Source organism: Paenibacillus sp. GYB006 (assembly GCF_036577645.1).
Lineage (GTDB): Bacteria > Bacillota > Bacilli > Paenibacillales > Paenibacillaceae > Paenibacillus.
The window spans coordinates 29,318-56,131 of the sequence record NZ_JARBDA010000002.1; the positions used below are offsets into that span (position 1 = coordinate 29,318).

20 protein-coding genes and 1 other annotated feature are annotated in these 26,814 nt (G+C 43.1%); of the genes, 12 read left to right on the forward strand and 8 right to left on the reverse strand.

Annotated elements, in window-relative coordinates:
* Positions 1–74 precede the first annotated feature (74 nt).
* The 7 genes from PV403_RS05610 to PV403_RS05640 all read right to left on the reverse strand — a co-directional run bounded on the left by PV403_RS05610 (position 75) and on the right by PV403_RS05640 (position 7,555).
* Positions 75–719 carry a methylthioribulose 1-phosphate dehydratase gene (locus tag PV403_RS05610; protein WP_332083816.1) on the reverse strand — a complete coding sequence of 215 codons (645 nt, stop codon included), beginning with the start codon at positions 717–719 and terminating at the stop codon, positions 75–77.
* A complete protein-coding gene (locus PV403_RS05615; RefSeq protein WP_213529509.1) occupies positions 716–1,390 on the reverse strand; it encodes a 2-hydroxy-3-keto-5-methylthiopentenyl-1-phosphate phosphatase in 675 nt (224 codons plus the stop codon). Before PV403_RS05615 ends, PV403_RS05610 begins: the two co-directional genes overlap by 4 nt.
* Entirely contained in the window at positions 1,391–2,611 is a 1,221-nt protein-coding gene (locus PV403_RS05620; protein ID WP_332083817.1) for a 2,3-diketo-5-methylthiopentyl-1-phosphate enolase, read from the reverse strand. It abuts the gene before it with no gap.
* Entirely contained in the window at positions 2,608–3,468 is an 861-nt protein-coding gene (proC, locus tag PV403_RS05625; protein WP_332083818.1) for a pyrroline-5-carboxylate reductase, read from the reverse strand. Before proC ends, PV403_RS05620 begins: the two co-directional genes overlap by 4 nt.
* 30 nt (positions 3,469–3,498) lie before the next feature.
* Positions 3,499–4,746, reverse strand: a complete 1,248-nt coding sequence (locus tag PV403_RS05630; RefSeq protein ID WP_332083819.1) for a glutamate-5-semialdehyde dehydrogenase — start codon at positions 4,744–4,746, stop codon at positions 3,499–3,501.
* A gap of 58 nt (positions 4,747–4,804) precedes the next feature.
* Positions 4,805–5,911: a glutamate 5-kinase gene (gene proB / locus PV403_RS05635; RefSeq protein WP_213530222.1), complete on the reverse strand. Its 1,107-nt coding sequence runs from the start codon at positions 5,909–5,911 to the stop codon at positions 4,805–4,807.
* A 144-nt stretch (positions 5,912–6,055) separates the two neighbouring features.
* Positions 6,056–6,273: a binding site (T-box leader), on the reverse strand.
* 76 nt (positions 6,274–6,349) lie between these two features.
* Positions 6,350–7,555, reverse strand: a complete 1,206-nt coding sequence (locus PV403_RS05640; RefSeq protein ID WP_332083820.1) for a pyridoxal phosphate-dependent aminotransferase — start codon at positions 7,553–7,555, stop codon at positions 6,350–6,352.
* A gap of 171 nt (positions 7,556–7,726) precedes the next feature.
* Between PV403_RS05640 and PV403_RS05645 the strand changes: the two genes are divergently transcribed.
* Positions 7,727–8,575, forward strand: coding sequence for a carbon-nitrogen family hydrolase (locus tag PV403_RS05645; protein ID WP_213529500.1), 849 nt, complete (start codon positions 7,727–7,729; stop codon positions 8,573–8,575).
* A gap of 381 nt (positions 8,576–8,956) precedes the next feature.
* Here PV403_RS05645 and PV403_RS05650 read toward each other — a convergent pair whose 3' ends face one another.
* A complete protein-coding gene (locus tag PV403_RS05650) occupies positions 8,957–9,877 on the reverse strand; it encodes a LysR family transcriptional regulator (RefSeq protein ID WP_332083821.1) in 921 nt (306 codons plus the stop codon).
* A 193-nt stretch (positions 9,878–10,070) separates the two neighbouring features.
* Between PV403_RS05650 and PV403_RS05655 the strand changes: the two genes are divergently transcribed.
* From PV403_RS05655 to PV403_RS05705, 11 genes are all read left to right on the forward strand, one after another.
* Positions 10,071–10,421 carry a DUF3889 domain-containing protein gene (locus PV403_RS05655; protein ID WP_332083822.1) on the forward strand — a complete coding sequence of 117 codons (351 nt, stop codon included), beginning with the start codon at positions 10,071–10,073 and terminating at the stop codon, positions 10,419–10,421.
* Positions 10,422–10,669: 248 nt separating this feature from the next.
* Positions 10,670–12,091, forward strand: coding sequence for a 3-isopropylmalate dehydratase large subunit (leuC, locus tag PV403_RS05660; RefSeq protein ID WP_160031986.1), 1,422 nt, complete (start codon positions 10,670–10,672; stop codon positions 12,089–12,091).
* 20 nt (positions 12,092–12,111) lie between these two features.
* The gene (leuD, locus tag PV403_RS05665; RefSeq protein WP_332083823.1) at positions 12,112–12,714 is read left to right on the forward strand and encodes a 3-isopropylmalate dehydratase small subunit; all 603 of its coding nucleotides are present in this window, start codon (positions 12,112–12,114) and stop codon (positions 12,712–12,714) included.
* Between the two features lie 326 nt (positions 12,715–13,040).
* Positions 13,041–14,435, forward strand: coding sequence for an N-acetylmuramoyl-L-alanine amidase family protein (locus PV403_RS05670; RefSeq protein ID WP_332083824.1), 1,395 nt, complete (start codon positions 13,041–13,043; stop codon positions 14,433–14,435).
* Between the two features lie 24 nt (positions 14,436–14,459).
* Entirely contained in the window at positions 14,460–15,131 is a 672-nt protein-coding gene (locus PV403_RS05675; protein WP_213529490.1) for a GerMN domain-containing protein, read from the forward strand.
* A gap of 75 nt (positions 15,132–15,206) precedes the next feature.
* Entirely contained in the window at positions 15,207–17,933 is a 2,727-nt protein-coding gene (locus PV403_RS05680; RefSeq protein ID WP_332083825.1) for an S-layer homology domain-containing protein, read from the forward strand.
* Positions 17,934–18,020: 87 nt separating this feature from the next.
* Entirely contained in the window at positions 18,021–18,716 is a 696-nt protein-coding gene (gene nth, locus PV403_RS05685) for an endonuclease III (RefSeq protein ID WP_213529487.1), read from the forward strand.
* A 26-nt stretch (positions 18,717–18,742) separates the two neighbouring features.
* Entirely contained in the window at positions 18,743–19,015 is a 273-nt protein-coding gene (locus tag PV403_RS05690; RefSeq protein WP_160031980.1) for an NAD/NADP transhydrogenase alpha subunit, read from the forward strand.
* Positions 19,016–19,246: 231 nt separating this feature from the next.
* Positions 19,247–22,927 carry a dynamin family protein gene (locus tag PV403_RS05695; RefSeq protein WP_332083826.1) on the forward strand — a complete coding sequence of 1,227 codons (3,681 nt, stop codon included), beginning with the start codon at positions 19,247–19,249 and terminating at the stop codon, positions 22,925–22,927.
* A gap of 242 nt (positions 22,928–23,169) precedes the next feature.
* Complete coding sequence (locus tag PV403_RS05700) at positions 23,170–24,942, forward strand: ABC transporter ATP-binding protein (RefSeq protein WP_332083827.1); 1,773 nt, start codon at positions 23,170–23,172, stop codon at positions 24,940–24,942.
* Complete coding sequence (locus PV403_RS05705) at positions 24,939–26,789, forward strand: ABC transporter ATP-binding protein (protein WP_213529481.1); 1,851 nt, start codon at positions 24,939–24,941, stop codon at positions 26,787–26,789. Before PV403_RS05700 ends, PV403_RS05705 begins: the two co-directional genes overlap by 4 nt.
* Positions 26,790–26,814 lie beyond the last annotated feature (25 nt).

The window sequence follows — 26,814 nt, forward strand, 5'->3', positions numbered from 1 at the left end:
TTGTATCCTTTGGGTCAAATGATAAAAAACCGTAGATTTGCCGAATTAGGCATTTCTACGGTTTTTTCTATGCTTTATTTTTTAAGTAAAAGTCCGCGGTACATCACTTCAAATAAAAACTCAAACGCCTCAAGATGCTTTCTCGCTTCAAACGCGTTCTTTCCCCATACATAAATGCCGTGATTGCGAAGAAGAATCCCAGGAACTTTCTCTTGAAGCACACCAGGTACCAGCTCGGCAATGGAAGGAATATGCGCGTAATTAGGAAGAACAGGCACCTCAATAGCAGCATTCTCTTCCCAGATGTTAAAAGCTTTAATCAGTTCGATCCCTTGGATAGGTACATGACCTTGATCTCCGTAATATTCACTGATCAGGTTATTGAACACGGTATGTACATGAAAGACTGCCCCGCATCCAGTTAAGCGATAAATTTCGCAGTGGATTAAAGTTTCCGCACTCGGTTTTAAGCTCGTTGTTTCGCAAGCTTTTCCATCCTTATCTACAAAGAGGAAGTCTTCGGGTGTGCGAGCTGCTTTATCTTTACCGCTGGCGGTAACTGCAAAATGGAACTGTTCAGCATCAAAATCTCCAACACGCATGGAAAGATTTCCGCTGGTGCCGGGAAACCAGCCTCTTTTTGCAAAGTCATCTTTTACATCGGCTAGTTCGGAGAGAACACGGTTTTTTTCTTCTGTGGTGATATCTGAAAAAGTCATTTTACTGCCTCCTGAGCGCGTTTCGATTGTAAGTCTTTTAAAATATCGAAGAAAGTAGTAAACGGTACGTGAGGAACCTGCAGTTCTTCACATTTCTTCGTTAAGATCGAACGAGAATACACTAGGTCAGCAATTTTAGCACCTTGGAAGTCGGTGAGACTGTCACCGATGAGTATACGTTCATAAGAATTAGGATCGAAATTACGCATAATAGTTGCTTTACACATTCCACAATCATTCGTACATGGGGCTTTACAAGGATGAGGCCACAGGATCTGAATATGATCTCCCGTAAAATCAGCACGGTTACAATAAACATGATCCTTTGGAATTCCAAATGGAGCAAGCAGGGGATCAATAAAGAAATCCATTCCGCCGCTCGTTACATAAAACTCGATACCTTCTTTACGTACATAGCTAAGGAACTCGGCAAAGCCATCCCTAATTCCTGCTTGCCCAAGAACAAACTCGATCACTTCATTCTTTTGCTTAGAAGGAATGAGACCGAACAGTGCGCTTACCCCTTGCTGTAAAGAAATTTTCTGATCGACTATATCTTTCATAATCGGCTCATAACCGGCAGGCTGAAAATGCTTCATGATGGCTACGATATTATCGGATAGCGTAATCGTTCCGTCAAAATCGCAGAATATGACTGTTTTTTTACTCACTTATTTTTCTCCTCCCCAAAGCTGCAGGGCACTTGCAAGTTCAGGATGGGCAGAAGCATAGTCTGAAAGTGAAATCCCTTGCTGTGCTGCTTCAATAGCTTGAACAAATGCACGTCCTCCGGCTTCTGTACCCATCGGATGACCGTGAATTCCACCGCCTGCATTAACAATGACATCCGTACCGAAATCTTGTAAGATCAGCGGAACAAGCCCAGGATGGATGCCCGCAGACGGTACAGGCATACTTTGTTTTACTGGCAGTGCTGAGGTTAACAGCTGCTCTTTAATTCCCATATTTTCTTCCCGCGGCATCGTTACTGAACCGTAAGGTGAAGGGAAAAGGACAAGATCTGCCCCCGCAAGACGCATGAGCTGACCCAGCAGGACGGAAGCAGAGATACCGTGATAAGGAGAAGGATAATAGGCACCGGCAAGGGCTGGATGGGCCATGATCGGTACTGTAATCTCTGGATCTTTACTCAGTTCGTGCAGGACGTCATACCCGTAAGATAGTACATTAAAGAGAAGAGCGTTAGCGCCTGCGTCAATCGCTTTTCGAGCTTGCTCATGCAGACGGGAAGTCGGACCGGTCAGATTCGTCGCATAAAGCAATTTTTTACCGGTTTCTTTGCTTGCTTCTTCCGCAGCCCGAATACATACTTCCACTCGTTTTTCAATGGGAGTCAGTTCATTCTCAAAAAGGATTTCATCATCTTTAATTAAATCGACACCGCCAAGTGCTTGACGTAAGAATTGTTCGCGCAGTTCTGAAGCATTGAGACCGATAACAGATTTAAAAATACTCATCAAAAGCGGCCGATTCGGTACACCTAGAAGTTCACGTACGCCTTGTATACCAAACTTTGGACCAGGGAAATGAGAGGCAAAAGCTTCGGAGAAACCGAGCTGCATGAGCTTAATTTTGCCGTCCATTGATATTTTTCCAAATACGGTAACGAGCAGTGCCGGAATGTCCCTGCTAAAGTTTATATCGGGATAAGCGATCGTAACATCTCCGTAGCGTTCTCCGGACTTCGCATTTTCAGGTTCATGGACCTTAACTTCAAGCACTTGTCCTAAATGTTGTTTCATTGCGTCTCTTTTTGCTTCCGGTAATTCTGTCCAGCTTCCCACTGTCATACCAACGGCAATAGACTCTGCCTTTTTGTGAAAATTCGCTTTATCATCGTAAATCCGGTACGTTGCTGTACAATAACTCAATTGATTTCCTCCTTCAAGGCATTGCCCATTTCCCGGGAACGCTCTGCACAGCGATCCACCGCAGCATGAACAGTTTCTTTGAAATGGCCCTTAGCTAACACACCAATAGCCGCCTCTGTTGATCCATTAGGGGAAGTTACCTTTTTGCGTAAATCTTGCGGACTTTCACCCGTTTGCTGTACCATTCGAGCTGCACCAAGTACGGTCTGAACCGTCAAATCACGAGCTTGCTCAGAAGTGAGTCCGCCCCTTACACCAGCTTCGATCATGGCTTCCATCATGTAATAGATGTAGGCAGGCCCGCTTCCCGAGATTCCAGTTAAGGTTTCTATTGTAGATTCATCGACGATCGTGACAATGCCTACGGCTTCAAATAAAGTACGGACTAAATGCTGATCTTCGTCACTAACTTCTTCTGAAAAAGCGATTCCGGTTGCACCAAGTCCAATTGTACTGGACGTATTTGGCATCGTGCGGACAACGGGATGCTTTTTGCCAAGCAACGTCTGCATTGTTTCTATAGTCATGCCGGCTATAACCGACACCACGAGTTGCCCTGGCGATAGAAGCGGTCCTAGATAACGGAGAGCTTCTGCTGCATCTTTGGGTTTCATTGAAAGGACAATGACATCCGTCGTTTGCAGTACATCTTCTTTGGCAGCCGTTTCACATGCCGTAATGACACCATATTTATTTTCAAGTTCCTGAAGTCGTTCCCTATTGCTGCGGTTCATCATGGTGATGGAGGAAGGAGAGAGCACACCCCTTGATATGAGCCCTCTTGCAATAGCTTCTGCCATAGACCCAGCTCCGTAAAAAGCTACTTTTTTCTGAATGAGTGTACGAATTCCGCTCATAGATCTAATTCCTCCTGACCCTCTGTAATTTTATTGTCTGATTTGTCCAGTTCCGTAAATACGATATTTTGTTGAGGTTAGTGCAGGAAGACCCATAGGTCCGCGTGCATGCAGTTTTTGCGTGCTAATTCCGATTTCTGCACCATAACCAAATTCAAAACCATCCGTAAAACGTGTTGATGCATTGTGATAGACGGCTGCTGCATCTACCTGTTGCATGAACTTCGCCGCGGTAGCCTCATCCTTAGTGACAATACACTCGGAGTGCATCGTACTATGCTGCGCAATATGATCCAGCGCTTCCCCTAGATCATTAACGATCCGCACATTAAGTACATAATCGTTATATTCTGTACTGTAATCAGCCGAAGTAGCGGGTACAGCCCATGGAACAAGCTTAACAAAGGCAGGGCAACCGCGAAGCTCAACAGAAGAGTTTTGAAATGCTTCCGCCAGCTTTACAATTTTCTCATTTCCATAATCCTTATGAATTAAAAGTGTCTCCATTGAGTTGCATACTGATGGACGTTGCACTTTTGCATTAAGAGCAATATCGGTAGCCATTTGCTCATCAGCGTCCGCTGCAATATAGGTATGGCAGATTCCAGCACCCGTTTCAATAACAGGAACCGTCGCATTTTCAACTACATTTTGAATGAGAGAGGCGCCGCCTCGTGGAATAATGACATCGAGCAGACCTTTGCATTTTAACATTTCATTTACTGAAGCACGATTTGAATCTTCAATCAGCTGGATCGCTTCAGATGGAACCGGAGTAGATTTCAGCGCTTGTTTTAATACTTCTACAATCTTTTGGTTTGATGAAAGAGCAGAGGAGCCGCCCCGCAGCACCACAGCATTTCCCGTCTTGAGGCTTAGTCCAATTGCATCTACCGTAACATTGGGTCTAGCTTCGTAAATGATTCCAATCAGTCCAAGCGGAACGCGTTCCTTTTCGATGCGAAGACCATTAGGGCGATGAATGACTTCGAGAATGTCTCCAATAGGATCATTCAGCTCAGCAATCTGCCGAAGTCCTTCTGAAATACTGTGAATCCGTTCTTCATTCAGGCTGAGGCGATCAAGCATGGCAGCAGGAGTACCGTTTTCCTCACCACGTGCAAGATCGAGCTTGTTGGCTTCAATTATAGAAGACTGCTCCTGAATCAGTGCATCTGCCATGACAAGAAGGGCTGCGTTCTTAACGTCAGAGGATAGACTTGCTAGTATTGCGGTCGTTTCCTTAGCCTCTAATGCTTTCGTTTGTACTTCACTCATTTAAATTCACTCCTTTAGGTAATTTTAAGTAGAAAAAGTTTATGGGAACATTCATCCGTTATTTCAGTGTAATCCATTCATCTCGATGAACCACTTCCAAACGACTCATGTTTCCTTCAAGTTTTTTGAGAACTTCCTGACTTGAAAGTCCTCTAATCATGCGCAGTTGTTCTTCATCGTAATTTACGATACCGCGTCCGATGATATCACCTGTTACATTAATAACTTCGATGACATCACCGGCTTGGAAATGACCTTGGACTTCTTGTACCCCTACAGGGAGCAGGCTGTGACCGTCGTGAAGCAATGCCTTTTCTGCTCCTAGGTCGACCTGTACAGAGCCGAGTGGGGATGACATGAATCCAAGCCACTGTTTTTTACGAGGCAGAGAATTTAGGCGTGTATCAAAATAGGTACCTTTTCCTCTATCATAAAAAGCTGCTTTCATGTCCCCCTGTTCCAGGACACGCCCTACAAAGACGGGGACTCCGCCTCTAGTAGCAACCTTGGCTGCATCAACTTTGGAACGCATACCGCCTGTACCGACGGCAGAACCGCTTCCGCCAGCAATCGCATAGATTTCATCCGTAATTTCATCAATTCGGTCATATTTGACTGCATCGGCCTGTTTCCGGGGGTCAGCAGTATATAGTCCATCGGTATCCGTTAAAATGAGGAGCTTACTCGCTTTAATAAATCCAGCTACAAGCGCTGACAGCATATCGTTATCCCCGAATTTCAGCTCGTCAACAGATACTGTGTCATTTTCGTTGATGATAGGGATCACTCGCTGTTTTAACAGCTCATCAATCGTCATGATGGCATTTCCCATCCGTTTGCGGTTTAGGAAATCGGTTCTTGTCAGCAGGATTTGTGCTGTCTTGATTTCATGACCCGCAAAAGCTTGTTGATATGCTTGCATAAGAAGAGCCTGCCCTACAGCCGCAGCCGCTTGTTTTTCATGAAGCAGCTTGGGCCGGGATGTGTATCCAATGTGACCGAATCCAGCAGCGACTGCTCCAGAAGTGACAAGAAGAACTTCATGGCCTTCGGCGTGGAGTGCAGCAATCTCAGCTGCGAAGAATGCAACGGCTTCTTTATGTAATGAGCCTGTGTCCGTGGTTAAAGAACTGCTTCCAATTTTAATAACAATGCGAGAAGACACGCCTGTATTCACTTCCTTTTTAACTGAATGAATTTCATGATTTATTTAATGAATTTGAAAATAAATATACTCTTCATTGATGCAAGGGCAGATAGTATGAAAGTGGTTCTTTTAGAAAAACAAAAAAACTTTCGTCCTTGTAATGCAAAGGACGAAAGTTAAATCTTCCGCGGTACCACCTTTGTTGATGATCTAGATCATCCAACTCGTAGACCTTATAACGTTAAGGGAAACGTCCTGTTTTCTTAGTTAGGCCGCTCAGGGGTAGGTTTCAGAAATGTCCGTGGTAAATTCTTTCAGCCTCTGGAATTTACTCTCTGAACACGGAGGAGGTTTCTTACTGGTCCCGTCAACACGTTTACGATTTTAAATTACAGATAGGATACCACGGAAGATAGACCGTTGCAAAGAGAAATAAGCGTAGATTTTGTAGTATTCCTAAAACAACCCGAGCTTTCCGATTCGTCTCGCTGCTTCCCGCAGTCTTTCTTCATCACTCAGCAGTCCTACGCGGACGTATCCTTCTCCATGTTGTCCAAAACCAATGCCTGGTGCTACAGCTACTTTTGCCTCTCGAAGCAAAAGGTCAGCGAACGATGCGGAAGTATAGCCTTTAGGCACAGGAAGCCAGCTAAAGAAGGAACCGCCTGGTTTTTTTGCGTTGTATCCTATATTTCCGAGTTCGCTAAATAGCGCATTTCTCCGAGATTCATAGCGGGCCACAAGTTCAGTTACACAATGCTGAGAAGAAGTCAGTGCCGTCTGCGCGGCTGCCTGAATGCCTCCGAATAAGCTTACATACATATGGTCTTGTAGTTGATTAATAAGTTTAATAATCTCAGCATTTCCGAGAGCAAAACCAACTCTCCATCCTGCCATATTATAGGTTTTGGATAAAGTGTAGAATTCAACGCCTACTTCTTTGGCTCCGGGTGTCTCTAAAAAACTGATAGGACGATGTCCGTCAAAACCAATAGCTCCATAGGCAAAATCACTTGCAACAATAATACCATGCTTAGCCGCAAATTCTACCGTATCTTCATAGAAAGAGCTTGGAGCAATGGCAGCTGTCGGGTTATTCGGATAATTGAGAAACATCAGTTTTGCTTTATTGGCATCTTGCTCTGAAATCGCACTGTAATCAGGTAGGAAGTCATTAGACGCAAGCAGCGGCATAAATGACATTTCTGCCTTGGCAAGAGCGACTCCGGACCAGTAATCAGGATAACCAGGGTCGGGCACGAGACACACATCCCCGGGATTAAGTAGAACTTGTGGAAGTTCTACAAGTCCTGTTTTTCCTCCAAACAAAATGGCTACTTCCGTTTCAGGATCGAGCTGAACACCATAATCCTCTTTATAACGGTGAGCAATCGCTTCTTTTAGAAAGGGAAAGCCGCTAAATGGTGAATATTTATGATAAAGCGGATTATCCGCTGCTTCTTGCAAGGAAGATACGATATGCTTTGGAGTAGGTCTATCGGGATTTCCTTGTCCCAGATTAATGACATCATGTCCTGCCATGATCTCACGGTTTACATTCTGAACAAGCGTAGCAAAAAACTGAGTAGGCAGATGATTCATAATCTCAGCAGGTTCGATCGTAAATCTGGACTTTGCAGGCTGAACATGAGAAGAGTTCATTTCATCACTCCGGTTTCATCATAGTAAAAAGTATTATAAATCTATCATGATTTTTCCTAGCTGTATAGATGGAATTCGCATAGATGACTTGTATGATTTGGAAGAAAACGTCTATGATAGGATGAACTTATTTTATATGAATCTGGTTGAAGTGTAAAAGGAGAATAGATGATGACAAACTTGAATCGTGAGATTAGTGATGTATCGGAAAAAGCGGAAAATTCATCCGTTCAGATTGTACTGCTTCAGAGTGATATTCAGATTGGAAAGCCAGATGTTAACCGTAAACATATGCAAGAGCTTATAGAGCAGGCGATGAAGAAGAGTCCGAATACGGATATCATTGTACTGCCTGAGATGTGGAACACAGGATATGCACTTACAGAGATTCATGAACTGGCTGACGAGCATGGAAAGAGGGAACGAGAGTGGCTGCAAGAATATGCTGCTCGATATAAAGTGAATATTGTGGCAGGTTCTATTTCTGAAATCGTGGATGGAAAGATTTATAACAGTATGTACGTATTTAATAAAGAAGGAAAAGAAGTAGCACGTTATGCAAAAATGCACTTATTTAGGCTTATGGATGAAGAGAAGTACCTTGCATCCGGAGAAGAGCCGATTACTTTCAGTTTTGACGGTAACTGGACTGCCGGAGCTTCGATTTGCTATGACATCCGTTTTCCTGAACTTGGAAGGACGCTTGCCTTAGCTGGGGCAAAGGTGTTATTTGTGCCGGCGGAATGGCCGCATCCACGTTTGCATCACTGGCGAACCTTACTTATGGCCAGAGCAATTGAGAATCAGATGTATGTGGTATCCTGCAATCGTGTTGGCGTTAGTAAAGATACGTCTTTTTTTGGACACTCCATGATCATTGACCCGTGGGGGGAAATTGTAACTGAAGGTGGAGATCAAGAGGAGATTCTTACGGGTACGATTGATCCGGCCCTGGTAGACGAAGTACGTGGAAGAATTCCGGTTTTTGAAGATCGCAGACCAAACCTTTATTTTTCTTAAAAAAGTGGAATGAATTGTTTCAAACCCTAGGTAGAAGGTTAATAGATAATATCCCGTCACCAAAAGGAGATGATCACCATGGATGACCGTAAGGCTAACCATTTGGAAGAGAAACTCAGGCGACAAGTTCACAAGTATGTGAGGGATGACAGAGAAAGACCTTTTCTAGAAAGCAGAGACGGAGATTTATCTCCCCCCAGAGACTGACCGAGACTGGAAACAGGTAAGTCAAGCAGACTGGATTCCAATGCATGAACCTAACAAGCATGTAAAACAGTAAAGCATAAGCGTACAAAGTATATTTGGTCCTTTTTGAAGTAGTGAATAATTACTGTAAAAAGACAGCGAAAGCAGCCCGGATGATCCGGGCTGTTTTTGTGTTCATTTTTCCCATTCGGTAGACATTTCCTTAATCGTTGATCGAAAGGTCTCTATAAAAGCTTCCGCAGCTCCGGAAAGATAGCGGCCTTTACGGTAAGCAATCACGAGTGTGCGACTTGGAGTATCTTCAATTGGCAGGTATACAGGAACAAATTCACTGCGCGGCGCCCTTGCGATAAATCTCGGGACAAGAGTGATTCCCATGCCTGTAGCCACAAGCGATTGTACGGTTTCCATGTTATTGCTCTCGAACACCACTTTAGGTTCAAACCCCGCTGCTTGGCACAAGTCGAAGGTCAGTTTGCGAAAACCCTGGCCTTTTTTTAGTACCACAAAAGATTCTCCCGCAAGTTCTTCTAACCTTACTGGAGACGAAGAAGCTGGATCACGGAGTGCGAGGGGATGATCTTTAGGTACGGCTAGATCAATCCTTTCTTCGCCAATCTCGATGTAAGATAGGGAAGGCTCTTGAAGTGGAAGGGATAACAAGCTGAGATCACTTTTGCCGCTGGCTGTTAATTTTTCAAGATTCATAGAAGAGTCCTCTAGCAAAGTGATTTCGATATCGGGATAATTTTCACGAAAAGTAGGAAGGACATGCGGCAACAGATGGGAGCCTGTAATCGGCATACTCCCAACAATGACTTTTCCTTTACGAAGCTGAGAGATATCCGACATCTCTTGCTTAAGAAGTTCAACAGCATCAAGGATGTCACTTGCTTTGGATACAAAAGAAGCACCTGCATGAGTTAACTCCACAGAACTAGTGTTGCGCTGGAAAAGTAAAACCCCCAATTCTTTCTCAAGCTTAGACAACTGTTGACTTAGGGAGGGCTGAGCAATGTGAAGTTTTTCAGCAGCTCTTGAAAAGTTTTTTTCTGCTGCAATTTGAAGCGCATATTGTAATTGTCTAAGTTCCATAATGATTCACCTCATGTTTATAAGAAAATACATATCCTAGAAATATTCTGTTTTTAGTATATAGGTTTTTCCTTTAATGAGATATCTAATTTATTGAAATGAACAATAAGCGCATAGCGTGCTAGTCATTGTTGAATAATGAGAAGGACATGAAATCTTTATGAAGAGAATAAAAGAAGGAGATGATTAACCTTTGAAAAATTCACTTACCAGTAAAATAAAGAGAAGAGTTGCTGCAGGTTCACTCCTGCTCATTCTATGTTCCTCAAGCATATGGTTTCAGTATCAGATACCTGCTGCCCATGCTGAACCTGCTTATGCAAAGTGGGGTGTCATTGCTGTAAAGAAAGCCGAGACCAAGTATGGTGCTCCTGTGAAGGATTATGCTCACATGGGAAGAACCGTTATTTCGGAATCTATAGCGGAAGAGAAATTTCGTCTATTAATACAAAAAGATAATAAGGAATTGACGGTTGAGGTCACGGTCCGATTTAACCCGCAAACCGATGAATTAATAAATGTTGATTTTACAGCTATTCATTAGCGGTGCGGAGCAAATTTATGAATACCAAGGTTAAGTGATGGTGCAAAGTTCTATAAGATGCACTTTTCACTTAACCTATGGAATTTGTGCATGGCACCACGAAATAGTCTATAGGGTAATCCTATCAGTTCTATAGTTTTTATATCTTGGAACAATATGTATTTCTCATGCTATATTGAGTTCATTAATAGAAGCGGCATGTGATGCCCTTCTAAATTGAGAACGAAAATTTAGCTGAGGTGAATATAATGAGCAAAAAGACGATGTTCGAAAAGATTTGGGATAATCATGTGATTACGCAAGAAGAAGGAAAGCCAAGCATTCTCTATATTGATTTGCACCTCGTTCATGAAGTTACCTCTCCGCAAGCATTTGAGGGTCTGCGTCTCAGCGGACGCAAGGTTCGCCGCCCTGAGCTTACTTTTGCTACGATGGACCATAATGTACCGACGAAAGATCGTTATAATATTACGGATCCGATCTCAAAACAGCAGATTGATACCCTCTCTGCAAACTGTCGTGAATTTGGCGTTAAGCTGTATGACCTAGATACCCTCGATCAAGGGGTCGTTCACGTAATGGGACCTGAACTCGGTTTAACTCATCCTGGAAAAACAATTGTATGCGGTGATAGTCACACTTCCACACATGGTGCATTTGGTGCACTTGCCTTTGGTATTGGAACGAGTGAAGTAGAACACGTACTAGCTACCCAATGTTTACAGCAAGCAAAAGCAAAGACAATGGAAGTTCGCTTTGTAGGCCAGCGTAAACCAGGCGTAACGGCTAAAGATATGATTTTGGGTGTTATCGCTAAATACGGTACCGATTTTGCTACAGGGTATGTTATCGAGTATACAGGAGAAGCCATTCGCTCTCTCAGCATGGAAGAACGTATGACCGTATGTAACATGTCGATTGAAGGTGGAGCAAGAGCAGGAATGATCGCTCCAGATGAAACGACTTATAATTATCTTAAAGGTCGTCAGTATGTACCGAAAGACACGGATTTTGAAGCTGCTAAACTTAGATGGGATGAACTTACAACGGACGAAGGAGCAGAATTTGATACGGTTCTGGAGTTTGATGTAGAGTCACTTATTCCACAAGTAACCTGGGGAACAAGCCCTGGTATGGGAACAGATATTTCCTCTCGTGTTCCAGTTCCAGCTGAACTTCCGACGGAAAACGAACGTAAAGCTGCTGAAAAAGCAATTGAATATATGGGACTTATCCCAGGAACTCCGATGGCTGATATTGAGATTGATTACGTATTTATTGGATCTTGTACAAATGGCCGTATTGAAGACCTTCGGGCAGCAGCCGATATCGCGAAAGGATACAAAGTATCTGATCGTGTTACCGCAATTGTTGTACCAGGTTCAGGCCGAGTGAAAATCCAGGCAGAAGAAGAAGGACTGGATAAAGTATTTATAGAGGCTGGTTTTGAATGGCGTGAAGCGGGATGCAGTATGTGTCTTGCTATGAATCCAGATGTGCTTCAACCCGGACAACGGTGTGCTTCAACATCTAACCGTAACTTTGAAGGTCGTCAAGGCCGAGGTGGACGGACTCATTTGGTATCGCCAGCAATGGCAGCAGCTGCTGCAATTAAAGGACGTTTTGTAGATGTTAGGGATTGGAAACTGAAATCAGAAGTTGCGAACTAACGCGGAGAGGAGCTATTAACATGGAGGCTTTTACTAAATTAACAGGTATTGTAGCACCCGTTGACCGGGTAAACGTGGATACAGATGCGATTATCCCAAAACAGTTTTTGAAACGAATTGAGCGTACAGGATTTGGACAATTTCTATTCTACGAATGGAGATTTGACCAAGAAGGCAATGAGATCACTTCATTTTCATTGAATCAGCCGGAATACAAGGGAGCTTCAGTTCTCCTTTCCCGAGCTAACTTTGGATGTGGTTCTTCTCGTGAACATGCGCCGTGGGCTATTATGGACTTTGGATTTCGCTCTGTCATTGCCCCTTCTTTTGCAGATATTTTCTATAATAACTGTTTCAAAAATGGAATTCTTCCGATCAAACTGTCAGAAGAACAAGTCGAAGATCTATTTCAACGTACAAGTCAGCATGATGGCTATCAGTTAAACATTGATTTAGAGAATAAAACGATTACGGATGCCTACGGATTAGAGATTCACTTTGACCTTGACGAGCACCGCAGACAGTTCCTTTTGCAAGGGCTTGATGATATCGGTTTGACTTTACAGCATGCAGATGCAATTTCGGAGTATGAAAACAAGCACTCTTCCATTTTGTTCGGCTAAATTTCAAAACAGAGAAAAGATTTGATGGTCCATGTGATCCTCAGATCTTTTTTTTATTTTTCGTGAACTGAATCAATTTCAATTATTCTCTATTAAAAGTGCAACTAACAAAAGACAATTTTAATATTTTTATCGGAAAATGTTAAGAAATATGCTAAAATGTTACAGTAAGACTGGATGATTTCCCTCATTATTTCAAAAAAAGAGGCGATAATTCGCAACTTTCACACTTTTCTCTCGTCTATTATTAAGTTATTAGTAAATTTAGCTAATTTATTAGCAAATGTTTACTAGAGCGAAATAATACAGAATTGGAAGGGTGAAGGATGAAAAAGTTAAAAATTTTGGTTGCGTTGCTCTGTTTTGTATGGTTATTTCCTGGATATGGACAAGCAGCCGCCAACATCAAGATTTATCTCGATGGTAGTCAGGTAAGTTTATCTTCTGGTGCAAGTGCTGAGCTCATCAGTAACAAAGTCATGATACCTATTCGTGTCGTCTCAGAAAAACTAGGATACAGCGTCGGTTGGGAGCAGAAGACGAAGACGGTTACTATAATTCAAGATGAAAAAGTAATAAAAATGGTAGTAGGGAAAAAAACTGCCACCGTTGACGGTTCCAAAATTAGTCTCGATATGGCTCCTATGATTAAAAAAGGGACGACGCTTGTTCCGATTCGTTTTATTGCAGAGGCAATGGGAATGAAAGTGAGTTGGAACAACCAAACGAAGTCCGTTTATCTTGTATCTCAAAATAGCGGATCTGGCGGTGAAACGATCCAGCCGCCCGCTGCAGGTAATGAATCCGATTTAACTCAGGTGAATGGGATCAGCTTTTCAGACAGTAAACTGATGATCGCAACAAGCGGAGGAGCTGTACCTTCTGCCTTCGCAATGACTTCACCAAATCGGGTTGTCGTTGATATTCCTCATTCGGAATTCAGCAGTCTTTTTGAAGGGACACAAGCGCTTGATCTGACAAAAAGTACAGCAGGACAGATCATTGTGGATGGCTATCCAGGTGTGGAAAAAGTAAGATACTCCCTCTTTAGTGAAAGTCCATCGACCGTTCGTGTCGTAGTGGATCTGAGCAAAGCCATGACGTACAAGCTCTCAACAACCTCAGCAGGTCTCATTACCGTAACGTTTAACACAAGCGGAGGAGAAACAACGCCGACACCAACTGTGAAGAAAACGGTGGTCATCGATGCAGGTCATGGGGATCAAGATCCAGGTGCTATTGGTGTAACAGGCAAGAGAGAAAAGGATTTTAATCTATCCCTTGCACTGAAAATTGAACAACTATTGAAAAAAGAGTCGGCTATTAAAGTCGTTATGACGCGGGATGATGACAATTTCCTTAAACTATCTGAACGTGTAAGTCTAGCGAATAAAGCGAAGGCAGATCTTTTCCTTTCTATTCATGCGAATAGTGGACCGGCTGCTGCGACGGGTTCTGAAACCTACTACTATCGTGCAAACAGTAAATCTCTTGCAAGCACTGTCCACAAATATATGGTACAGGCGGCAGGACTCAAAGACCGAGGCGTAAAAACAGGAAACTTTGCAGTTATCCGTGATACAACAATGCCCGCTATTTTGCTAGAGGTTGGATTCCTATCCAACAAAAATGACGAAGCAGCTCTTTTTAATGAAACATTCCAGAACCGAGTTGCTGAAGGTGTTGTTAAAGGCATGAAGGAATACTTAAACGTGAAATAAAAGAAGTGAAGGGGGATTTGACTAATGAACAATAAAAAGTGGTGGATGATCACTCTTCTTGCAGCAATGCTTTTGGTAGTAACGGCTTGTGGAGCCGACAAACCTCCGTTAGCTCCATCCGGGCAGCAAGGCAACGGTGCAGGAGAATCGGGGGTAGATAATTTACAACCGACTGAAGATCCCGTTAATACAGAAGAACCGGGTGATGATGTGACAAACGGGGATCCAGAGGGTACTCCTGTTACTGGGGGTACAACGGAGGGACAAGCGAACGGCGGGGCAACAACTCCTTCTGAAGAGAACAAGCAAGAAACGATCACACTCTTTTACACAGACCCCGAACAGTTGGAATTAAAAGAAACAAAAGGTGAGATCACCTTTAAAACGGACTGGAGTAAATATGAGTCGGCTTTCAAAGCACTACAGAAAAGTGATAGTGAGGAATTAATTCCTCTTTGGTCCGAAGAGATTACAATAAATAAACTCGAAGTGGATGGCGGAAAGATTACCCTTGATCTTAAAATTCCAGCAACTGCTAATCTTGGTTCGGGCGGAGAACAATTTGCACTTGATGCTCTTAAACAAACCTTCTTCCAGTTCGAAGAGGTTACCTCCCTTGAACTACTCGTCGATGGTGAACAGAAAGAAAGCTTGATGGGACATGTTGAACTTGAACACCCCATGACAAAAGAATAGGGAGCAGGACAATCGTTTGTTCGGCTGCCGACATGGCAAAAGATTTGATGTGCATATAAGAGAGGAGAAATTACTTTGACTTTCAAACCTAGCAATATCAATTCCATTCCTTCTAAAAAAATGGTATCTGCCATGCTCGCCAGCCTGATGGCGCTTAGTGCCTACGCAGGAGTAGCGGGAGCTGAAACAGCTCCCGTTTCTGTTACGGCTAAAGCGGCAACAGGTATGTTCAGTGATGTAAAAAGCGGGTATTGGGCAGAGAAGCATATTTACAAGTTAGCATCACAGAATATTCTTCTAGGTAACAACGGATTGTTTAGACCAGGTGATGCAGTAACCCAGCAAGAAGCGATTACGATGGCCATTCGATTTGTGAATAGAGAATCAGAGCTTCCTGCCGCTGATAAAGCAAAACTTCCCGCAGGTATTTCAACAAGCAATTATTTTAAATCTTATGTTTCGTTAGCATTTGATCTCGATCTAGTTGATGAGAAGGAAGAAGCAAAAGTAAAGATTGATAAAGGGACATGGGGAGAGAAAAAAGCTTCTCGTGAATGGATTACAAAGTTGTTAATTAGAGCCATCGATAAAGAAGCAGAAGCGAAGGCAGCAGGAAATGCGCCTACTGATTTTGCGGATAATGACAAAATATCGGATGGTGTGAAAGGCTACGTAAGTGTAGCGGTTGATTTGAATATTGCCCAGGGAATATCAGGCAATAAATTCAATCCACAGGGAAATGTAACTCGTGCTCAGTTAGCGACGTTCTTTAGTCGTGGCGGGGGCTACAAAGAGTATTCTTATGCAGGACAACACAAGGGGTACATAACCGAACTGACAGACAGCAAAATAACCTTGTACACCGGCAGTACATATGTAACATTCACAAGAAATGCAAATACGCCTTTCTTTACGAGTGCTTCCGAGCTGAAGATTACTGCAGCTGACATTGCATTATACAGCGAAGTCATGGTAGCCGGTAAAAACCAAACGGCAACTTATGTAGAGAGCTTAGATAATACACCGAAGACGGAATCCGTAGAAGGCAGCTTTGAACGTCTGTCTGGAAACAAACTATGGTTATTTGCCGGAGATACGTATCAAGAATACACATTCACAGATAAAACGGTATTCTACGATCAAAATGGAAATGTAATTAAAGCCGCAGACTTAACTGCGGGAAGTGTAATAGAGATTCAGAGAGAAACATTTACTACACAAAAAAATCCAGTTGCTGTTCGTGTGAAATCAGGCGTGGTAAATAAGACAGCTACGGGTAAAGTTCAATCGGTTGATCCAACATCTAAAACAGTTACCGTGGTGAACGACTCTGGGACAATCGATGTACTCAAAATTCAAGATGGAATTAGTGTGATTAGATATCAAAATGAGATCGTAGCTCTATCTGAGTTGAAGATCGGAACCGCAGTGAAATATACAATTAAAGATAGCATCGCTCAATCGATTGAAATTACAGCAGGTGTAGAACGTACGGTGCGAGGTACACTGTATGAGCTTGGTGCAAATCATTCGACGGTTACCTATATGAGAGATGGCGGCTCACTAGAAGTGAAGATCCTGGCTTCAAATCCTCAGATTGTTATCAGTGGAATAGAGCAGCCGATCATCAGTGATCTGCTGGCAGATGGAAAATCAGGTGATGTAGTAGAAATTACACTGAATAGTAATGAAGAGGTTACTAAGATTGAAGTGCTCAATCGCCAGATGGAACGAGTGAATTTGGCTACGGTTGTTTCATACAACAATAAAACGAAACTACTTACCGTACTTGACGCGAACAAGAAACCACAGGTATTTACACTTGATGAAAAAACAAAACTCGAGTACAATACAACGTCTCCAACGCTGGCAGGTATTGAACCTTATCTGACAGATGGCCGTAAAGTGAACCTTAATACCATCGGGACACGCGCTTTGTCTTTGTCGATCGTTTACAAGTATGAAGGAACAGTTACGGAACTGAGTACAAGCGCGAAGAACGTGAAACTGCTTCAGACGAATGGTGAAAGCATCACTTTGCCTTATCAAACAACTCCTTCTGTTGAGTTATATGGGAAGAGCAGTGCTTCCTTGTCTGATGTAAAAGCAGGCGATCAGATTACAGCTATGCTAGGTGCAAATCAGGACGTTATTAGTAAAATTTATGTGAAATCCGCAGTGCAATTTGAACTGCAATCACTGAATTTGTCTACCTACCGTGCTGAGGTGAAAAAAGATGGATCTACAAGCCAAATTTATGTAGACAAACTATCCATTACAGGCGATAATGGAGCAGCGTTGAAACCAGCTGATCTAAAATTAGGTTCGCTTATCAATGTATCTTTTGATGGCAATACGCCGCAGTCCATCCAAGTTGTAAAACAAACATGGGGCGAAATTAGCAGCATCAGTGGAAATACAGTAACTTATAAGACTGCTTCGGGTTCTAGTGAATCTGTGAATACGAGTAAGGTGAAAGTAGTCAAGAATGGCAGTACGTCTACCACACTTAGTTCGCTTACTACAGCTGATCATGTTATTTTGACCAAAGATGCAGATGGAACACCCGTTTTTCATGTACTTTCACCTGTATCCAAAGCATTTTGGACATATAGTGCGTCTACCAATGAACTACAAGTGAAACGTACTTCTACGACAGACACTAACTATCGCTTTCAATTGTCACCGAATGTTTACATTCATCAAGGTGATAGTACTTTGAGCGTGCAATCTCTCAAAGATAATGATAATATTGTATTGTATCTGCTCAATAACGTAGTAGTTGAGATTTCCAAACCGTAGTCATTTCTTTAAGCAGTAAGAAGAATGACCGTCTTGATACGGACTAGCCGTATCAAGACGTTTTTTTTGTAGGGGGTAAGCTCATCAATGAATGCAACGATTGTACGTCACATTCTTGATACCATCGCAACCATGTTTCCCGATGCACATTGTGAACTAAAGCACAGCAACGCGTTTGAACTTACCATCGCGGTTTTGTTGTCTGCACAATGTACGGATGAAACGGTAAATAAAGTGACAGTGGACCTGTTCCAAAAATATAAAACTCCTGAAGATTATATTGCTGTTCCTCTAGAAGAATTGGAACAAGATATCAGAAGAATCGGTTTGTATCGCAACAAGGCGAAGCATATACAGAATATGTGCCGTATTTTGATAGAGCAGTATGAAGGAGAAGTGCCAAGTGAACACGATCGCCTGGTCCAACTACCAGGAGTAGGGCGAAAAACTGCAAATGTGGTAGTCTCCAACGCTTTTGGAGTTCCAGCGATTGCAGTGGATACCCACGTAGAGCGTGTATCGAAACGATTGGGCCTTGCAGGATGGAAAGATTCTGTTCTTGAAGTGGAGAAAAAGCTGATGAAAAGAGTACCCATGGATGAATGGACGATTACCCATCACAGACTCATCTTTTTTGGCCGATATCATTGTAAGGCACAGTCACCTAAATGTCAGGTCTGTCCGCTTCTGGACGTCTGTCGTGAAGGGAAAAAGCGTATGAAAACGTCCCAAATCAGGAAAGATAAGGAACGAGGATCATCTGCTTTAACCAAGAGAAAATAGTAAACGAATAGTAGAGGATGAGAAAAATGAAATGCATTTCCGTGTACACAGACAAATTTGACGCTTTTTCTGATATTTTTGAAGAAGTAGTGACAACTGAAATGAGTGAAAATGAGGAAAAAGAAATCGAAGGAATTACAGTGAGCCATTCCGGCGATGTTCCTGAGCATTATCTTGAGCGTATGTCTCAAAAGACTGAAGTGGTTGTAATGAAAGATAAATTGAGAAATATCACAATCCTGCAGCATGGACAAGTATTTGAAATCTTGCTTCCTACGCTTGAGAATGCAGTTCAATAATGAATTTCTAAAACCAAATAAATAGGCTGAGTATTCTAGGAAACGGATTATTCAGCGAATCAACCGAGTCCCACGTTCCGATAAGAAAGTGATCTTTCTTATCGAGCGAGGGAGTCGGTTTTATTTTTATTCTGAAAGATTTTGCGAAATTAGGTTCAAATCTCCAGTTCTGAGTGATAAAATGTACATATTTGGTTGAAAAGAAAAGTTGAGAAGGAGCCTGACTAGGACATGCTGACACACAGGAGCAGACAGAATGAAGAAATGCGAGAGCGTTTACAAGAACTGCAACAGTTTTTTATTCAGCACGAGGACAAGACAGCATCATCTGCCATGGAAGATTTACTTCAGAAAGCGGCCGTAGATGAAGTGACGATTGCTTTTTGCGGTCATTTTTCAGCCGGCAAATCAAGTCTGATTAATAGTCTATGTGGTAAAAAAGTACTCCCAGCAAGTCCTGTTCCTACGAGTGCCAATGTAGTGGCTATTCGAAATGGACCAAAGTTAGCTAAAATATATCAAACGTTGCAAGAAGGGGAAGTACAAATCTCTTCCGACGAAATAAGTCCCGTCGTAGCAATGCCTGAAGAATTAGATGAGTATTGTAAGAATGGTGAACAGTACTCTTATATCGAGGTGTGGGATGAGGTACCCCTTTTGCAAGAGCATGCTGTTCTACTGGATACACCTGGTGTAGACTCGACCGACGACGCTCATAAGAAAGCAACGGATTCAGCTTTACATCTGGCTGATGCTGTTTTCTATGTGATGGATTATAACCACGTGCAATCGGAGAATAATTTATCTTTTGCAAAGAGTTTGTCCGATTGGGGGAAGCCCCTTTATTTAATTGTGACGCAGATTGATAAACATCGTGAACAAGAGCTCAGCTTTTCAGCGTACCGAAGTGCTGTAGAGGAAGTGTTTGCTGCGTGGGAAGTTACCTATGCGGGTCTCTTATTCACAACGTTGAAACAGAAGACACATCCATATAATCAGTGGAATGAATTAGTTCAACTCGTTAAAACAATCCCTGGTCTCCGATCAGACCTTATTCAGCATAGCATTGCCTCGTCTTCCCGTCATGTAGGAGAAGAATTTATCAAGAACTGGGAAGCAAAGCACGAGAATATGAAAGAACGGATGCTGAATGAGCTTGGAGGAGAAGAAGGTGCGGCAAGACTGGCTTCAGAGACCTCACGTTTTAATCAAGACATTGCACAGTTAAGTGAAATGACAGCTGAAGAAAGAAAACAATTTCGAACGGAGACAGATCAGTTGCTGTCTTCTGCCAACATCACGCCCGCAGACGTGAGATCAGCTGCTGAGAGTTATCTAGAAAGCCGGCGCCCAGGGTTTAAAGTTGGTTTTTTATTTAGTTCAGGGAAGACGGAGCAAGAAAAAGAAGCACGTCAGCAGCAATTTTGGGATCTTTTTACGAGACAAGCGGACGGGCAAATTGCCTTCCATCTTCGGAGTCTGTTGAGGGGACTCGGGCAGTCTCATGGATTGTGGAATGAAGAGTGGAACGAGAAACTAGAAGCGAATCTGTACACTCCTGAGATAGAACTGATTACGAAACGTAAAGCACCTGATACGCAGATCACGGGGGAATATGTACTGAATTATTGTAAAGATCTGCGGGCAGACCTAATTGCATCCTACCGGAGGTCCGCTCTTGAATTGGCAGATGATCTGCTTCATGAGCTGTCTGAGAAAAATGCACCTGTCCTTGTGGTTTTGGAGGAACAAAGAAAACAGCTGGATGTGAAAAATAAGGTTGCTGATCAGTTATCCCAGTTGGAGCAGCATATTCAGGATACGGCAGCAGCAGTGCGTGTGATGCTCCCGGCAATGACAACACTGACCTCGGAGCTATTACCAGAGGTCAGTCACAGGACTGCTTCGGTGGAAACAGCAGCAGATCTAACCGGAACCGGTGTAGAACGAAATGTTACGGCTTCCGAGCATACGGGCTCCCTTACTGTGCGCAAGGAACGTCCGGCTCTTGCTGCTCGCAGGTATGAGCGTTTGTCTGCGGCTGCAACAAGATTACGCGAGGCAGCAGCCCATCTAGCCCCCTATTCCACTATGAACTCGGCGGTACGTGGACTGAATACACGCGCGGCATCCTTTGACGGGGGAACATTCACTTTGGCGCTGTTTGGTGCGTTCAGCGCCGGCAAATCATCATTCGCCAGTGCTTTGCTTGGCGAGGCCGTACTTCCGGTATCGCCGCACCCAACCACGGCGGCAATAAACCGGATTATGGCGCCGCCAGAAGACATGACGCACCGGACAGCACAAGTGACGATGAAGTCCAAAGCCAGCGTCTGGGCGGATCTGACGTTTTCTTTTAATCTGCTGGGACTTGGTGTTCCAGACGAGAAGACATGGAGGGCGGCCGTGAGTGCGGTAACTCCGCAGCAAGTACATCCGGCGGGCCGTCCGCATTATAGTTTTTTGAAGGCGGCAGCCAGTGGATATGATGATGCTTTGTCCAAGCTGGGACGATCTTTTGTAGTGAATATGGAAGAATACCGTGCTTATGTTGCTGAAGAATCGAAATCTTGTTTTGTAGAGTCGATTGATTTGTATTACAGCTGTGATCTAACCAATCAAGGGATCATCATCGTCGATACACCGGGAGCAGACTCCATTAATGCAAGACATACCGGAGTTACATTTAACTATATGAAGAATGCAGATGCTCTCGTGTTTATAACGTATTACAACCATGCTTTTTCTCAGGGAGACAGGCAGTTCCTGAATCAACTGGGCCGGGTTAAGGACACGAAGTCCCTTGATAATATGTTTTTTGTGATCAATGCAGCCGATCTTGCAGCTTCTTCCGAAGAATTGGAACTAGTTAAAGAGCATGTCAGCGAGAAATTACAACAAAATGGGGTGAGGTCTCCCCACCTATATGCAGTTTCTAGTCTGCAAGCCCTTGATGCCAAGCAAACGGGGAATGAAGATAAGCTCGCTGAGTCAGGTTTTACGGAGTTTGAACAGGCGTTCAGCACATTTGCAGGAGAAGAGTTACTAGATATAGCCCTGCTTGAAGCAAATAAAGATATTCAAATTGCCCGCAAAAGAGTAGAACAGTGGGTTCAAGATGCGCGTCAGGGAGCAGAAGTAAGAGAACATCGTAAAGAAGAACTAGAAAGGGCACTCGCACAGGGAGAGCAGTTTCTTCAGCGGCTATCAAATCAATCAAAAGACCACGAGATCGCACAGGAGACTCAGGAATTAATCTTTCATACAGGTCAGCGTATTGGTTACCGCATTTCAGAGTTTATGTCCGAAGCCTTTCACCCCTCTGTACTTCGAGAAGATGCAGGTGACTTAAAAGCCATATTTATCTCTTCAGGCCGGGAACTGCTTCGAATGCTGAATCTTGAAATGCAGCAAGAGCTGCTTGCAACTTCCATCAGGCTAGAGAACAAAGGGAAACAGCTGGTGACTTTCGCTGCAGAGGAAATGGCTGACGAACTCAGTGGGCTGACACCAGGCATCTCACTGTCGGTCAGTTTATCGAAGGGTTGGGAAACTCCGTCTCTGCGGACGGGGGAAGAACAGGGGAGTATAGAATTTAAACTGTTTTGGAAATACTTCAAGAACCCAAAATCCTTTTTTGAAGGCAACGGCAGAAAAGAGTTACAGCAAGTCCTTGAGCCAGAGCTTAAACAATTCATTAGTAAACAGTTACAGGGGAATGAGTCTCTGCTTAAAGACTACTATCAATCACTTATTCGGACATCGTTTTATGAGGTTTCTCTGGATCTCAGTGAGCAGTGGAAAGAGAATATTTCTGGACTAGTTGAAGCCCTGGATTTAGCAGATGATTCAGAAAAGTTAGTCCTGCTTGCCCAAAAATTATCTTCACTCGAACAGGAATCACATATTTAAGAGTACAGAAAACACCCTTCCTATGCTTTTTTCGCAGCGGGGGTGTTTTTTTGCGCATATGACCCTGAATAGGGGAGGATTGCTGACCATTTAATTGAGAGATGGTGATTAATTCCTGTTATTGCCCAATCATACGAAAAGAAGGCGAAATATGAGTTGATTCTCGCTTTGCCGAGGTGGTAATGCGGTGATAAACTTCATTAATGTTCGTAAAAAAGTAAATATTTTGAAGGAGGAGAAACATGGATGTTCTCAGGCAGCTGCAGAGCTTCTTCTGGTCCAAACGTATTTTGTTGTTTTTATCAATATTTTGCTTGGCCTTAGCGACTGCACTCGGGCTTATATACCCGAATCTACTGAGGGTACTCATTGATGATATGATAACGCCTCGTAATTTTGAAGGCGTTCCCATGCTTGCCCTAACCGTACTCGGAGTGGTCATCTTAAAATCATCATTGCAGTTCTTGCACGGCTTTTTTGGCGCTAGGCTTGGTAACTATCTTGCTTATCGTTTACGTAATGCTTGTTACGAAAAACTACAGTTTTTGTCTTTCCGCTATTATGATACGGCTAAGACAGGGGACCTGATGTCACGGCTAACCGGTGACCTCGAAGCAATTCGTAACTTTATCGGGTTCGGTTTTGCCCAGATTTTAAATATGGTTCTCATGGTTCTGTTTGGGTCGATTATGATGTTCTCAATTAATTGGCAGCTGACCTTAATTACGATGATCTTCATGCCGATCCTTGTGATGGTTGCTCTAAAATTTGAAACACAAATCCACCCTGCTTTCCAAGAAATGCGGCTGGCAATGAGTTCACTTACCACAGCTGTTCAAGAAAATGTGACCGGAGTGCGTACCGTTAAATCGTTTGCTCGTGAGCCGCATGAGGTAGATAAGTTCTCCATTCGGAATGAACGCTACAAGACGAATCAGATTTTTGCATCATCATTATGGGCTAAGTTTTTCCCAATCATGGAACTTCTGGCTTCGATGAGTGTAATATTACTTCTTGTTGTAGGCGGCAGATTAGTCATACAAAATGAATTATCATTAGGCCAACTTGTTGCTTTCTTTAGTTTAATTTGGTACATAATCGGACCGATGTGGAATATTGGCTTCCATATCAATAACTATACACAGTCCAAAGCCTCCGGTGAACGCGTACTGGAGTTACTTAATCAGCCTATTGATGTTCAGGATACAGAGGATTCTATTATTCTTGCACCCGAGCAGGTTAAGGGACATGTTTCTTTTGAGAATGTGACCTTTGCTTACGGAAACAAAATAGCAGCCGTTACAGATATTAATCTGGATGCACCACCGGGAACGGTTATTGGCTTTCTCGGAGGGACAGGATCGGGTAAATCAACGATTATTCAGCTGTTAATGCGTGCCTATAACATTAATTCAGGTTCAATCAAGATTGACGGTATGGAGATTAAGGATATCAACATTCGAAGTTTACGCAGTCAGATTGCGGCCGTGTTCCAAGAGACATTCCTGTTCTCATCCAGTATTCGTAATAATATATCATACGGTTTAAAAGACGTATCTATGGAGGAAATCATTCGCGCTTCTAAACTTGCAAAAGCCCATGATTTCATCATGGAAATGCCACTAGGCTACGACACGATTGTCGGTGAGCGGGGAATGGGCTTATCTGGAGGTCAAAAGCAGAGAATTGCGATCGCGAGAGCGCTGCTCAAGAATCCTAAAATCCTCATTCTTGATGATGCGACAAGTGCGGTTGATATGGAGACAGAACATGAAATCCAGTCGGGATTCCAGGAAGTTATGCGAGGAAGAACAACATTTATTATTGCCCATCGGATTTCTTCATTACGACATGCGGATGAAATATTGGTGCTTAACGAAGGACACGTAGTTCAGCGGGGGACGCATGACGAACTGATTAAAGTTCCTGGTCAATACCAAGATGTCTATCATATTCAGTATGCGGATCATATCGCTCGTGAGCAGCGGGCACCCGGAAAGCAGGTGAACTCATGAGTGCAGATACAGCAGCAGAAAGCAAGAAGATTCCAGGTACGAAGGAAAATAAGAACCAGGAACGATTTGTCTATCAAGATGATGAGGTGATAGAAAAGCCGTTTAACTGGGGAGAGTTCACTCGGTTGTTCTCTTATATGAAACCTTATGCAAAACAGTTACTGCCGATCATTATTGTTATGATGATCCTCGGAACAATTACAAAATTGACCGTACCTTATCTGACAAGTCTTGCCATCGATAAAGCGATCGCACCGGCTGAAGGGTCGCCGAGTCTCAGACTGTTATACTGGATTGCAGGGGGGATTTTGCTCCTATATATTATTCAGTGGGCTGCGGCTACTTACCGAATTAAATATACGAATATTATAGGACAACGGGTTATTTACGACCTTAGAACGGATTTGTTTAAACATATACAGAAATTATCATTCTCCTTTTTTGATAAAAGACCTGCCGGTTCTGTTATGGTTCGAATAACCAACGACATCAACTCATTACAGGATTTGTTCACCAACGGGGTGGTTAACCTGATGATTGACTGCGTACAGCTCGTTGGGATTATGATCATTTTGCTCTTTATTAACTGGAAACTGGGGCTCGCCGTGATTCTAACGGTACCGGTAATGTTCCTTATATCGACGAAACTCAGAGTTCGAATCAGGCGGGCCTGGCAAGATGTACGTATGAAAAATTCACGAATTAATTCACATCTTAATGAATCCATTCAAGGGATTCGTGTTACTCAAGCTTACACACAAGAAGATGAGAACATGAAGTTCTTTGATCAAATGAATGCGACGAGCCGTAAATCCTGGAATAGAGCTTCGACAATGAACCAAGCATTCGGACCGCTGATCGAAATTACAGGCGGGGTAGGTTCCTTAATCTTATTCTGGTACGGGGCGTTTCTTATCCAATCAGGTGAACTCACCATTGGTCTTCTGGTCGCTTTTGCTAACTATGTCGGAAACTTTTGGGATCCGATTAACCGGTTAGGCCAGATGTATAATCAGCTTCTTGTCGCTATGGCATCTTCAGAACGTATCTTTGAATTTATGGATGAAGAACCTGGCATTGCCGATAAGCCAAATGCGGTTCCAATTCCGTCAATCAAGGGCGACATTACATTCGAACATATTGTTTTTGAATATGAAAAAGGACGTCAGGCGCTCAAAGGAATTGATCTTGACGTCAAAGCAGGGCAGTCTATTGCGCTGGTTGGCCATACTGGTTCCGGTAAAAGTACGATTATTAATCTGCTTAGCCGATTTTATGATGTGACCGATGGCAAGCTGACGATTGATGGTTATGATATCAGGGATGTGACGATTCGCAGTCTGCGAAGCCAGATCGGTATTGTGCTTCAGGACACCTTTATTTTCTCCGGCACCATTCGGGATAATATTAGGTTCGGGCGCCTGGATGCGACCGATGAAGAGGTAGAGGCAGCCGCGAAAGCAGTTAATGCTCATGAATTTATTGTGAAACTTCCCGGCGGATATGAGACAGAAGTGGAAGAGCGGGGAAATGTATTATCCATGGGCCAACGTCAGCTGCTGTCATTTGCGAGAGCCTTGCTGGCAGATCCGAGGATCTTAATCCTTGATGAAGCAACCGCGAGTATTGATACAGAGACAGAACTAAAAATACAAGAAGCACTGAAAGTGCTTCTAAAAGGCAGAACTTCATTTATGGTCGCTCACCGTCTTTCGACGATCCGGAATGCAGATAACATTATCGTGCTGGATCATGGTGAAATTAAAGAACAAGGAAATCATCAACAACTCATCCAACAAAAAGGAATTTATAATGGATTGATTGAAGCGCAATTCAGATTTTTGTAAATTTTGTTCGTTAGAAAACGAAAAT